Annotated in this window: 7 protein-coding genes and 2 riboswitches; all 7 genes read right to left on the bottom strand. The window is 62.8% G+C overall.

Features of this window, described 5'->3' with window-relative positions:
- Positions 1 to 296: 296 nt before the first annotated feature.
- A riboswitch (SAM riboswitch) is annotated at positions 297 to 409 on the bottom strand.
- Between the two features lie 66 nt (positions 410 to 475).
- Positions 476 to 1,129: a hypothetical protein gene (locus ACIGKQ_RS24730; protein ID WP_396575139.1), complete on the bottom strand. Its 654-nt coding sequence runs from the start codon at positions 1,127 to 1,129 to the stop codon at positions 476 to 478.
- A 99-nt stretch (positions 1,130 to 1,228) separates the two neighbouring features.
- Positions 1,229 to 2,785 carry a hypothetical protein gene (locus ACIGKQ_RS24725; RefSeq protein ID WP_396575138.1) on the bottom strand — a complete coding sequence of 519 codons (1,557 nt, stop codon included), beginning with the start codon at positions 2,783 to 2,785 and terminating at the stop codon, positions 1,229 to 1,231.
- A 204-nt stretch (positions 2,786 to 2,989) separates the two neighbouring features.
- Positions 2,990 to 3,895, bottom strand: a complete 906-nt coding sequence (locus tag ACIGKQ_RS24720; protein ID WP_396575137.1) for a hypothetical protein — start codon at positions 3,893 to 3,895, stop codon at positions 2,990 to 2,992.
- A 130-nt stretch (positions 3,896 to 4,025) separates the two neighbouring features.
- Positions 4,026 to 4,140: riboswitch (SAM riboswitch) on the bottom strand.
- 96 nt (positions 4,141 to 4,236) lie between these two features.
- Positions 4,237 to 4,746: a DUF3293 domain-containing protein gene (locus tag ACIGKQ_RS24715; protein ID WP_396575136.1), complete on the bottom strand. Its 510-nt coding sequence runs from the start codon at positions 4,744 to 4,746 to the stop codon at positions 4,237 to 4,239.
- A gap of 209 nt (positions 4,747 to 4,955) precedes the next feature.
- Complete coding sequence (locus tag ACIGKQ_RS24710; RefSeq protein WP_396575135.1) at positions 4,956 to 6,746, bottom strand: hypothetical protein; 1,791 nt, start codon at positions 6,744 to 6,746, stop codon at positions 4,956 to 4,958.
- A gap of 324 nt (positions 6,747 to 7,070) precedes the next feature.
- The gene (locus ACIGKQ_RS24705; protein ID WP_396575134.1) at positions 7,071 to 10,304 is read right to left on the bottom strand and encodes a UvrD-helicase domain-containing protein; all 3,234 of its coding nucleotides are present in this window, start codon (positions 10,302 to 10,304) and stop codon (positions 7,071 to 7,073) included.
- Positions 10,301 to 13,102, bottom strand: coding sequence for a PD-(D/E)XK nuclease family protein (locus ACIGKQ_RS24700; RefSeq protein ID WP_396575133.1), 2,802 nt, complete (start codon positions 13,100 to 13,102; stop codon positions 10,301 to 10,303). The genes ACIGKQ_RS24705 and ACIGKQ_RS24700 overlap by 4 nt, the downstream gene beginning before the upstream one ends.
- Positions 13,103 to 13,545 lie beyond the last annotated feature (443 nt).

Below are 13,545 nucleotides of genomic sequence, written 5' to 3'. Positions count from 1 at the left end.
CCATCAGCATCACGGGAGGCCCGCCTACTCTGGCGGAGCCACACGGGTGAGGAATTCAGATGAGCATCACTGGGGAATTTCGATGAGCGCCGTCAAGCTCGACGCCTTTGCCGCGCAGCTCTACAACTCCGTCCTCGTTTGCGGCCACCGATACCGGTATCTCGGGTTGCCCTGGCTCCCAAGCCTTGCGGGCTTGAATCCAATGCATGCGGTGCCCAGGGCGAAAGGACACACACCGCGGCGTGGCGGGGTGGTTGACAGACAACACGGACTCCTCGATTCGGAGCCTCCGGTGGGAGGCGCTCTTGCCCAACACCGGTCGGTGCGGGCCGCTTCGTCATCCGGGCCACCCATGAACGTGGGGTTGGCGTACCGCCCAGCCGGAGCCTCGGGACGGCAACTCATGAAGCGATATCACTATAGCGATCGACACCGACCATCTGATGCAGTCGCGTCGTCAGCTGAGCCCGGAAGATCACCCCGCCGGCTTCGGCCGCGAGCCACCATCTCCGGTATCCTTCGGCGATTGGCCACCAACCAAGAAGCCCGACTTAGGTGTCGGGCTGAAGGGATCATCCCAACTTCGGAGCCGCGCCAACTCAGCTGCACAGGCCATCGCGGCGATCGAACCGCTCTTGGTCCCAGCGAACGCACGATCGCCGACTGCTTGAGCCGCGGCATCTATCGCGTCACCCTCGGTATCGATGTCGGCAGACATTCTCGCGTGCTGCGCGGCTGCTCTCGCTGGATCACTGCCATCACCGCTCATGAACCCGCCCCGAGCGAGCACCGCTACTGCACTGGCGGGGCCACTGCCACTGAGGCGCAACTCGCCCGGGTCGTCCAGGTCCGTCCCATTGCGAAGGAGACCAACCGTGTGCGCGGAGACCTGGTTCAGTTCCTTCCGAGAGACCCGGACGGCCGCGTCATCCCCGTCGCTCCATGCCAGTGCGCCGAGCCTGAACCACAGGCCGCTGTCGGCATCGCACCGAAACTCCACCAGAGGCGGCATCACCGCAGACCTGCGCGAGATGGTGAAGACGTCCCGCGGGTGCAGCATTCCCGCGAGGTACGCCGCAACGAAGGTCTGGAACGATCGCCACTGATCGTTTGAGGTGAACCCACTCATAGAACGCTCTCCTGCTTCGCAGTATTCAGGGGCGCGGCGCTGGGCGGCCCGGTGGATGGTCAGGGGCACCGGAGGCCAAGGCCCGACGCACATCAGCCACTAGCTTTCGTCTTCCAACTCCTCGAATCGTCCCGCAGCGACTTGACCCTCGAGCCATCTGCCGAAGTCGCCTGTGGAAGCCGCATCTGTGCCCAAGTAGACCTTGAACACGTCATGAATGTCGACGAGACAGTCACCGACTGTGTCGAGGTACTCCGTCGTATCTTCGTCGTAACGGTCTCCCAGATCGTTGAGCACAAATCGGAGTATTGCGAATCCAAGGCGGACCCACTGCGCAGGATCACTCGCGGCGCCCCCGTTGGTCGGAGCGATACCGGTAAGCCGGTCATGCCCTTCCAAACCCAAGTCGCTCCACGTGTACGTCACGACCACGTTCTCGCCGTCGGGCCACGCCAGCACACCACTCGTCGGTGAACTCGACATGGGCGACAGGTCGTTGACCAGACTGATGTCCTCGTACCATTCCACCGTTCGGTCACCATCCCAGATGAAATCGATGTCGTACGCCTTAGGGTCGCCGCCCCAGGCATCCATCCACAAGGTGAGATTCACCGCGCCGGCCTCGACGGTATTCGGCAGCTGGTCTGCGGGATCTTCCTGCCACGGGTCCAGGTCGAGTTTCAAACCTGCATCGGTACGTTGGACTTGGTGGGACCCGATTCCTCGCCCTTCGAAGTCCACGGCCTGGTCCAGCGAAACCCCTTTCTGGATAAAGTCGACGATCTCGTCGGCGTCCATGTCTGTCTGCCCGAGCCACGCGGCGGCCGTATCGAGCGCTACACCAGCACGGACAAACACGACCGCGGCGCGGATCGGGATATTCGATGAGGTCCAGGCATGCGCCTCTGTCAGCGACAGGTCTGCTCCGAGAGACGTCGCGGTGTCCGCCGGCGGAAAACCGGAGTCAACCCATTCATGCACGGTGACGATGTCCACGTCGCTGTCCAATAGTTCGACAGCTTCGGTCACCGACAGTCCGGTGCCGAGCCATTCCTGTGCGGTGTTGGCGTCAAGCCCCCTGGCGTGAAATCTCACGGCCACGTCTGGCGAAACGTCTGCCCCCATCCAGTCGCTCCAGGCTGAGGCAGGGACTTCCGATGAACTCCAGTCGACGAGCGTCTGCCCACGAACACCGGCCCTCCGCATCTCGACTACATCCGAGATATCGACACCTGACTCGACCACTCCGATGAGACCCTCCGCGTTCCAATTCTCGATCAATTCCAGGACTTCGTCGAAGGTGACATCGTCTGATAAATAGCCGACAATGCGAGGTAGGGTCGACGGCTTGTGGCGAGCTGACCTCCACCGGTTCACGTGGTCGGGCGTGAGGCCTGCCTGCGACAACAACTTTGGCCATTGGCCGATATTCTGCGAAGGGACACCGGCCGATCGCCAAGCCATAAACTCATCCGGGTCGAGCCCCGCCAAGATGGCCTCCCTCAGCCTGTCGGGCGTGGGTCCGAAGCGGGCTAGCACACTAACCCACGGCCTCACATCGGCAGGTGTTTCAAACACTGCTCTGGCGATCGTTAGATGGGCATCTCCCAACCCCAATTTCAGCCATTCGTCGTCGACTCTCGCCGCGTCCGTCATCGGTTCGCTCCTTCACACCCTGCATGCTCTGCGACGACTGACACCCAGGGTGCACTACGGCACGGCACGTCCTCCGACAGCCCCTGATAGCGGCCAATGAGCGAAGTTCGGTCGTCCAACACATTCAAGCTCAGGTTCGTCACTGTGTGCAGCAGCGCCGACAACTGTGGCTCGTGCGCGGCCGGCCGGTGCGGGCGCAGTAGGTCACAAACGTGAGTAGGGCTCTGCCAGAAGATTGGCAGCGGCGCCGATGGTGAGTCGATGCAGTTCCACCAGGGCGTCCTCATCAAGCGTTCTGGAGATGTAGCCGCCGGCGAGCACGAACGCCGTCGCTAGAGCGCCCTGTTGGCACCAGTCGAACACCATGCGCTCCCGACAGGCGAGTACGTCGGCGGTGATGTCGTCCAGACCGCCCACAACGCAGTCTTCGTGGGGGTCCATCCCCGCGTTGTACAGGCACAGATCGATCGCGGTGGCATCGACCTGGGCCAGTGCCCCCTTGATGGTGGTCAGGTACTCGTCGGCGCTGTGCACCAGCGTCAGGGTCGAGTTGGCCTGCCCCGGGTAGCGGTCGAACGAGCTGACCGACACATCGACCTGCGTGATGCGCTCGTCACCTTTGATGAGCTGGGCGGTGCCGCCGCCACAGTGTGCGTCGAAGTCGAGGATCAGCACCGACCGCGCTGCGCCCTCGTGCAGCAGTCTCTTCGCCGCGACTACCAGGCCATTGAAAGTGCAGAATCCTGCGCCCTCGTCGTAACGCGCGTGGTGCAGTCCCGAGGACAGCGAGCCGGCCACGCCCTCATCCAGGGCGCTGCGTGCCGCTGCCACGACGCCGCCGTTGCACGACAGCACCATCTGCCACAACGCGGGGTCCCATGCGAATCCCTGCGACTCGGCAAGCCACTGCGGGTTGCCGGTCTGCACTGCTGCCACATACTCGGGGTCGTGGACGCGGGTGAGGTCGCGCACGGTCAGCGGCGTCGGAGCGGTGACCTCGACACCCTCAATCGGGTCGCTGGCCAGTGAGTCGGCGATCCAGCCGGACTTGCGGGTGGTGTCGAAGCCGTACCCGGCGGCGACGTAGTCAGGGTGGTAGTAGAGCTTCACAGAGATCGGTCTCCTTTCGGTCGGTCCTGGGTCAGCACGCTCGCGGGGTTGTGTGCCCACCGCGTTCGTGAGCGGGTAGTCGGCGGTTGTCAGATAACGCGAATCTCTTCGACTCGCAGCCTCCGGCGGGGAGGCGCTCTTGCCCGGCACCGGTCGGTGCGGGCCGCTTCGGCCATCCGGGCCACCCATGAACGTGGGGTTGGCGTGCCGCCCAGCCGGAGCGTCGGGGTCGGCGACTCATGAAGCGTCATCAATATAGCGAGGCGCACCGACATTCTTCTTGAGTCGCAGGCATCTCGAAGGCGCTGCAGCCACCGCACAGCGCCATCACTACGGCACCGTCAGCGAGCACTACCGTCTTGAATCCACCGCCAACCTCGGTGAGTCTGCCGGTCGGTCGCACACGCGAACAAGGACCAACGTCGGCCGTGCCAGGCAAAGATCGCCACCTGGCCGAATCGCCCTCCGATATCGCGGGCACGGGCGTCGGTGAGTCCGAATACCGCCCTGCTGGTCTCGTGATAATCATCATCGAGGCTCAGCCCAACGGCATGCATGAAATGAACACTCTCGGTGTCTAGTTCATGATCCAACACCGACAGGCGAGCAGCATTCTCGTCACTCGTGGGCACGGAGTCGGGCTGGACAGCTGTAATGACATGCAAAGGGCCAAGGGGTGGCAACACCTCGCCGCTCTCGGCTGGCCAAACCGTTCCACCCCCAGCGGGACTGTCGATGTGAACCTTGGTCCTGAGGTACTGCTTCCACAGATCGTCGTCTTCTGCATGGCGCACCAGCTCGCCTCGGTTTGGCCACACAAAGTCTGAGTGCGCGTGCTTCGATCGAGCCATTAGTTCCCCCGAGAGAGACGCCGAGATGTCTCGACGTCTTCGTCGTTGGCGGCAGGACGAGACTTCAGAATGCCATCGTACGACTCCGAACTACGCGCGAATCCGGTGCGACAGCCCTTCTGCAACGCGGTAAGTGGGTCACACATCCGGGAACCGGCACGCAAAGACGCTCGTGCTGCCCATACCGATGTCACCCCGTGCGCTCGCCCTCATCCGATTTGGTCAGGGTCGGGGGTGCCAATTGACGAGTAAGTCAGCAACATCGGACCGACATCGAGCATTCCCAGATACTCGTTGCCCTTCAGCACGTTCAGTGATCCATCCCAGGCATCCGGCAGTTCCTTAAAGTTGGCAACTGAGTTGTCGAAGCTGGAGGCCTGCTCCCACCACTGGGCGAAGCCATGATCGGGGGCGGGCCGGGCAGCAGCTGCTTCGGCCGCAGCCGCGCGCACGCGATCGCGCTCTGTTGTTTCATGATCAACAAATTTCCAAGGCTGGCCGATCGTTTCAGCGATCCATGCCGCTTCGGCGGCCAAATCGGTACCGGACTGCTGCGCGACCTCAATAACCCTATTGCGAAGCACCTGCGGCACTTCCTCGGCCGTAGCGGTTGGATTATTCCACTGCACAAGAACATTCGGGAGTGTACCGTCAACCAGCAGCTTGGTTCCGTCCTCCTGGTACCGCGCCAATTGAGGGCCGTCACTGACAGGGCCGAGGACGCAGTAGTAGGGCGCCGATGGGTGTCGGCGGTAGTACATCAGGTATTCGGCCCCGTCGGGCAGGGCACAAACCTCCATACTGGTGACCGTCGGACCCATCGGGTTGAACCAGATCGCCACACTGACGGTTTGACGACGCTCCATCCACAGCAGGCGACGGTCGGCGGGCTCGTCCTCGGTTTTTTGCCTGCCCGCAAGAGCCGGTCGAGCTTGTTCGGCGATCGACGCGATGACCCATTCCGCTCGTTGTGAAGAGTCGTTCAGCAGGCCGCCTTGCGGCTCCCACCGCAATGGAACCCGGGCGATTTCACCGAGGACATCGCTCAGCGTTGAGGTGAAGCCCCACAGATCTGCCGCCGACCTACCGTCGTAGGAGCCAAGCTGTTCTTGACAGCGAACCTCTGACATCGTGTTCCACTGCTGATAGACGAGATGACCGGCCTCATAGCTCCAGCCACCCAGGAGGTTCGTCTCGGAATCAACAAAGAGATGCCACGTCATCGCCGAGAGTTGTTCGGCAAGCGGGTCTGAGATCCTGTCAGCGCCCAACTTCAGGGAACTCTGCCAGCATTCCCCGGCGATGGGATGCCGTGCATAGCCTGCGTTCATGTGCACATCGCGGCCGTTGAACGTACCTATGGGCAGTCTCATCTGATTCCGGTCGCACCAGACCTGAGCCCGCGGCACGTCGACAATCTCGGCGATGGTCGAAGCTGCGTCCTCCACGGAGGGCAACTGGTACTTCGTAAGGTCCAGTATCCACTCTGGTCTGCCACGGATTGTCTCCAGCAGGTAATACGTCGCATCGAAACTCTGCCGCGGTGCACTCCGCCGAGGAGGGTGACCGTAGGCAGGTACGCCACCGACAACCGACGCGAGTCGCTCTGCGATGACATCCGACATCCACGCGCTCAATTTGGCCTTCTCGGACAGGCGCAGGATGAATGTGTCCCAATGCGGAGGAGCACAAATCGCGACAAGGGCGTGGATGGTGTGATCAACGGGGTTGTAGGCGAAACTCCAGCCGACGGCATGGCGATTCAGCGCAAGGCAGATGTGTGACGCCAGTGTGCCGCTGGACACGTGCTCGACGATAAGGGTGCGGACCCGCCACTTCACTCTGCCATCCGGTAGTACTTCGACCGACGTGGTCTGTGCCAGTCGAGCCTGCCAGTAGGTGGCTTCCGACCCGTTGACCTCGAGCCACTCATCGTCGGCCCAGAAGAACCCACGAAGATAGTTCGCCAGAAGTGTCTCCGCTGATACCGGGCTACTCATCTTTCACTCCCACTTTGCTTTTGATCTCCGCGGACGGAAGTTCGAACACATCGATGGCCCCGAGACCCCTCACGAACGGGTCCGCGCTGAAACCCGGAACGCACGTCGTGTTGGCTTCCTGCCGTGCGCGACCCGGCCAAAAGACCCCGTGAACCAGTCAGTGCGATGACATTCCCGCCGCCACATCGTAATTCACACAGGCTGGCATCCCGGACGAGGAGCTTGCATTCGCCGGAGACCACCGGGAAGTGCTCCAGCGGTGGACCCTCGTCATTGCCGGCTTCGTAGCGGGCAGTCACATTGAACGCGGTCGACGCCACCATTTCAGGCTCCCACCACTGACCTCGTCACCACCACAGCCGCCCCTACCCGGCAGAACACCAGTTCCAGCCGCGACGCACGTTCCCCCGTTGCCTGGCGCAGCAGTTCCGCATAGATCGACAGCTGAGCCCAGTACGCCTCGAGCGTCTCCTGCGAGACTCCGACGTCGGTCTTGTAGTCGACGATCACCAGCGATCCGTCGTCATCGCGGTAGATGAGGTCCGCAATGCCTTCAACGACGGTCTCGCCATCAGGGCTCAAGCCGGCGAGCTGCATCTCGCGCCAATGCTCGCGTTCCGCCGAACGTCGAACGGGAGCGGAACTCAGGGCCGACTTCGTGAGCGCAACGAAATGGTCGATATCCGCCAGGCCGGCAGCGGATGCCGCCAGTCGCGCGGTTGCATCAATCGTGTCGTCATCTGCACTGAAATCAACCTCCTCCAGGACCGCGTGCAGCGCAGTCCCCAAGTCGGTTCCGCTGTCGAGGCTGGGAGTACCCGCGGTGACGACGTCGGGCTGCGCCGAGGATGCGAGTAGACCACCGTCGCGGTAGAGCCCAAGCAGCTCGGTCGCGCCGACATCACCGGGGTGCGCGATCCGGGTCGCCGAGTAGGACGCTGGCAGCGCCGACACCTCAGCAATCCGAGCGGTCTCCTGGGACCATTCCTCCAACGTCTGCCGGTCTTGCGCGGCGATCGGTTCATCATCAACTGGAACCGGGTCACTAAGATCGGGAACGATATTGGATACCGCATCGAGGCCCGGAGCGAGGACTTGGCCCCACGACGCACGGTCACCCACATACCCCGACACCGCGAGGTGACTTTCCGCGCGAGTACATGCGACGTACAGGAGCCGAATCTTTTCGGCTTCGGTGTGCTGCTTCTCGACTTCGTTGACGTCGGCATAGCCGTGCGATTTCACCGTCGCGGATACAGACACATATGGCCGATTGTCGGAACCCCACACCAAAGCTTCTGATACCGAACGGAAACCGGTGCTCATTCCGGCCAGCACCACCATCGGGAACTGCAGGCCTTTGGCTGCGTGAATTGTCATGATGCGTACGGCGTTCACGCCGATCTCCGGGAGCACGGTCTCGGCCACACGTGCGTTCTCATCCGCCTGGGTCGCTGCCCAGTCGAGGTAGTCGCGTAGTGACCCGCCATCCGCGCCGTACCAGGCTCGTGCCTGATCGATAACGAACCGCAGTCGTCGCCACACATCCCGGTGGCGCGGTGAATCCATCGATACCTCGAACACACGACGTTCTCGGGCGAGTCGCGCCAGGAGCCCGCCGGGATTGAGGTCGCCCAAATCGAAGGACAGTTCACGCAGATACGCAAAGGCATCCGCAACCGGAGACTCGCCTTGGCCGTCCGGTGGATCGACGTGGAAGTTCCAGTGACCACCCGCTGTGCGCCAACGAAGGAGATCATCATCGCCGCACCCGAAGAGTGGACTGCGCAACGCTGCTACGAGCGCGGCTTCATCGGCCGTGTTGGCCAGTGCCCGGCATGTGACGAGCAGATCGTGCACCTCCTGCGTGGAATACACGAGGCTCGATGCCTCGGACCGAAACTCGATACGAGCCTCGTCAAGCGCCTTCTCCAGCGCTGGCAGGACGGTCCGCGACGGGATCAGGATGCAGATGTCCTTCCACAGCAACGGCTCGTGAGCAAATCCATCGTCCCGCGGAGACTCCTTGCACCATTCCGCATTCACGGCGGCGTCGACGGTCTTCGCGACATCGCGGGCCTCGCGAGCGCGGATCACCTCCGCCTTTCCGAGTGACTGCTCATCGGCAACAGGTTCGTCGTTGTCGGGGAAGACGAACGGCGTCGGCCCCCACACCGCATCCCATTGCGGCCGGCCAGGCGCGGGCGCGAGTGGGGTGTAGTCAGGCTGGATGTGGTGCTCACCTACGACAAGTGCACCAAAGACCACATTGATCCAATCGATGACCGGGCGAGTGGACCGGAAGTTGGTGGTCAACTGAACGATGTCGTCGTCAGGTGTGTTGTCGCGCGCGGACATGAAGGCGGCGATGTCGGCGCGGCGGAAGCGATAGATCGACTGTTTCGGGTCACCGACGGTGAACAACCTGCCCGGGCTATCGGCGCCCGCGACGATGCGCTCAGCGATCTCGAGCTGAAGAGGATCGGTATCCTGGAACTCGTCCAGCAAGATGCGCTGGTATCGCGCATGAGCGCTGGCGGCGACGCCAGGCTCACGCAGGACGTTCCGCGCGTGCACGAGCAGGTCGTGAAACTCCAACTGCCCACTGCGTTGCCGGATAACCGCCTCGTCGAGGATAAGTCGCGAAAGGTGGTGGATGACCACCCGCACGGCACCATCCACATACGCGCCGCGAACCTCGGGTCCGATTTCCTCGCGCAGCGCCTTCATCGCCGCACTGACCATCTTCTTCTGTGGCACACCCCCGCGCCAAGCTGCACCCTTACCGGCGGTGCCCGGTCCAGGACACTTCGAGATCATCGGTATCCATGCGGTGGTATTTCGTTCGGCGTCCAGCGAATCGCGCCACTCCCGCAGATCCTTGTCAATTCTGATTGCCAGCGCGTCGGTGAGGTCAAGGCAGTCCTCAAGGCCAGCGATGATCTTGTCGGCTTCCCGCAAGATGCGGTCGATGTCCGCGGGTGCGATGCCCTGGGGGTTGTCGTCGAGTGTTAGCCGGTCCCAGTTTCGGTCCAATGCGTCAGCGAGCGTGCGGAATTGGTCGAGCGAAGCACCGGCGGCGAGGATGATGTCCATCGCGTCGATGACGACGCCCGGCGCATCGGTGAACAACAAGGTCCGCATACGACGCCAACGTTGCTCAAAGGACAGTTGCGAACCCATGGCGTCGACGACAGTGATCCGCGGCGGTACCCCCGCCTCGAGCGGATGCTCACTGACGATGCGAGCGGCGAATGCATGCAGGGTGCCAATTGAGGCGGTGTCGATCTGGTCGAGCGCTTCGCGGGCACGGTGGCCTTCATGTTTTGCGAGTTCGACGCGAATACGTTCACGCAGTTCTGCGGCGGCCTTCTCGGTGAACGTAATGGCAGCGATCGCATCGAGCGCGATGCCATCGTTCAGCACGAGTTGACAGATTCGGCGGACGAGGGAGTGAGTCTTTCCGCTGCCGGCACCGGCTTCGACGAAGAGTGTATCTGCGGTACCTGTGGTAATTCGATCTCGGGCCGCAGCGTCGGCAAGTTCCGAGGTGGTCATTGTGCACCGTACTTCTGCGTGTAGTCGTCGAGTTCATCGACGTTCTCGAGGCTGGCCCAGGCCCGTCGAAGGCTGGTTCTGCCAATCAAGTCGATGAGAGGGTCGTCGAAGAAGGATTCCGGTGTCTTGGGCGGGAAATGGCCAGCCATGATCTCGTGGTGGATGAGTCGGAGATCCGCGCGGAAGATCTCGACGACAGGGTCGGTGATGTCGTACCCGACTTCACCGAACTTTCCAGCGGAGGAGGTGAACCAGTACCGGGCACTTACTTGATCGCCGAGCGTGCGCGCGAAAAGACCATACGTGGGGAGCTGAACACGCTTGCCACTGTCGGTTGGGTTTGCCTCGGTGATGTCGTTGTACTTCTTGGCTTGTCCACTCTTGTAGTCCGTGACACGGATTCGTCCGTCGCGGTGTTGGTCGATGCGGTCGACGCTGCCGGAAAGGAACACGTGGGCATCCCCGAGATCGAACGAAATTGCGCTGTCGTTTTTGAACTCGTCCTCGACGGCTACGGGGAGCCATCCTGCCGCGCGGTCGACGGTGTCGTGGTCATACCAGGTACTAATGTCACGGACGAGCGCCCCGCGGTCTTTCGCCCACAGCTGCGCGAGCCAGCCTGGGTTCTCGGCTTCGGCCTCGCTGAGGATTCTGTCCGCGATGTGTTGCAGGCGGCCGTGGTCTGGGTCGTCGCCCGCGATCATGCTGCCGATGTACTCCTCGAAAACCTTGTGTAGCCGAGTGCCCTTCTCGATCGCGTTGATTTGAGCCACTTCGTCTGGGTCTGGGAGACCTCGCAACCCCAGCACTTTCTCGAGGAAGAACCTGTACGGACTCTCCACCCACATCTCGAGGCCTGTCGGGGCCACAGGCTTGTCGAACACTTTGAGGAGATGGTGCACATCGGCGAGGTTGCCGTTGAATCGGGTGAAGCGTCCATTGAGTCGGTCGCTGCGCATCCGCATCCCGAGGTTGATGCGGCGATCGTCGAGGGCACCCTGGCGGCGGTCGGCGGGTACAGCCGCGAGCTCACGCAGCCGCCATTCGGTGGCCGACGCTGCCGACGTACCGATGCGAGGATCGGCGGTTTGCGCAGCGACGTCGAAGGACTCGACCGCGACAATGCTCACGGCATCCCGAGTTTGAGTCAGCCAGTCGACCACGGTGACCTCCTTCCCGGCCATCGTGCCGAGCGCCGGAAGAAGCCATCGAGAGGGCACCTTCTCGGCACCACCCCGAAGGTTGCCGCGGGGGAACGTGACAATGCGCTCGACGCGACCCGAGGTGACAGCTGACTCGAAAATGCGCTCCTGATGTTCGATGTGGTCACGCGCACTGACGCCGAGGAGTTCCTCCGGGAGGAGCGGATCGTCGCGACGTGGCATTGGAATGATGCCGTCGGCAGCTCCGATGACGATGCTGACGTCGAGGTCTCGGCCGACCCCGGAACTCAGCGGGCCGATGGAAACGCCGACTCCGGAACGACCGTGCACACCGCCCCGGCCACGGAACCGGACGTCGAGGGCATCTCGGATGCGGGCCGCGTTGGGGGGTGGGGCGATACCGTCCATGTGCGCCAGTGCGGCGCAGTCGGCGCGCACGTGGGCGAGGTCGATGCCGTCGATCTCGGACTTGGGGATGCGGAAGCGAAGGTTGAGCAGACGGTTAAGTCCGTCGGCGACCGTCTGCCAGTCTTTGGCATCGAGGATCGCGGCGAAGTCTGCGCGGAGCTCGGTGATGTAGTTCCAGAGACCGCTCGCAAGTGCGTGGTGGGATTCTTCGGCCGGCACACGGGTCAGACGTTCCCAGTCGACGCCGCCGACAATCGGTTCGTACCTCCGGGTCAGCGTTTCCAGCTTGCGCAACGATGCTGGTTCGTCACCGACCGTAGGTCGATGCATCGCGCCTTCGGCGAGGATCGCGAACAGTTCGCGCCGCGGTAGTTTCTCCGGGTCGAGATCGAGGAGACCGAGGAGCGACCGCCCGATGGGGCGATCAACAAGCGAGTGGCATTCCGGTCCACTGAACACGATCTCACCGTCTGTGAGGTTCTCGTGCAGAAGTGGCAGGTAGGGGTCCTCGGTGCCGTAAAAGATCCCGATGCGGTGGCCGGGGATGCCGCCAGCCAGCTGCTTACGGACCAGTCGGACAACGGCGCGAACTTCGTCGTCGGCATCGGAGGTATGGATGACCTGCGTTGGCGAGACCTCGGGTTCGAACTCAACGGTGGTGCCGCGCGCTTGGAGCTCAGCAAGCAACGCGTCTGCAGCGGGCGTCGTCGGGTTGGGTGCATAGATGACGATCTCGCCGAGTCCGCCGAGGCGCGCACGGGCGGCCGCGAATGCCTCGTGAGCGAGGTAGTAGCGGCCGGTCAGCCGTCTGAGCACCTGCTCGCGGATACGAAGCATCTCGGTGACGACCGGGGTTGGGTCATCGAGGTGGGGTGACTCTTGTTCGCTGAGCTTTGCGATCGCGCCGGCGAGTGCTCGCGCGGTGATTGGTTCGTCGCTGACGTTGCTGAACCGACCGGGTTCCTCAACGAGCGCCCGTTCGACGGCCGCTTCGAGGAGCGGATACGGCAAAGGCTGACGAGGCGCCAGGACGGGCGCGGCAAGCCGGTTGACCACCTGCGGAAGCGTCACCGCCTCGGTATTGGCGACAGCTCCGGTGCGAGCCAAGTGATGGATGACATCACGACCCGCCGCCAGCGTCGGCACGACGACGGTGACCTGCGACAGCGGCGAACCGGACTTAGCGCTGGCCACCGCCCCAGCGACATCATCGAGCGGGGAAGACATGGAGACATCATGCCTCCTGAGTCGGACACCGCCGGCATGTTGCGGAGTTCTCCGTTGACGCCTGCCGTCGGCGCCCTGCGATTCTCTGGCTAATCAGCGCATCACCCGTGCTTGGGGCCTGCTTGTAATGCACTCCTGGCCGTGACCGCACGGAACCCTCGCCTCCAATCCTGACCGCCTCACCGACCCTGTCCAGGTTGCCCGGCAGGCTAAGACTGCCAACGGACTACCGTGTCCACATTCGCTATATCGACACCGGCTCCCGCGACCCACGACACGTGCTCGGGTCCTGTTGCGCGCCGCGACGACATCGGCTGCGTTGGCCAAAAACCCGATGAGCGTCATCGAACCTGAGTTGGACCTCCTGACCGGATTTTCGGGGTTCGGTTGATTGTTGGTGCTGGTCAGGGCGTTGGTGGCCTCGAATCTCGAGCACTAAATGT

The organism is Gordonia sp. NPDC062954 (assembly GCF_044543825.1).
In the GTDB taxonomy this organism is placed as follows: Bacteria; Actinomycetota; Actinomycetes; order Mycobacteriales; family Mycobacteriaceae; genus Gordonia; species Gordonia tangerina.
This window is presented reverse-complemented; position numbering and strand designations above follow the sequence as displayed.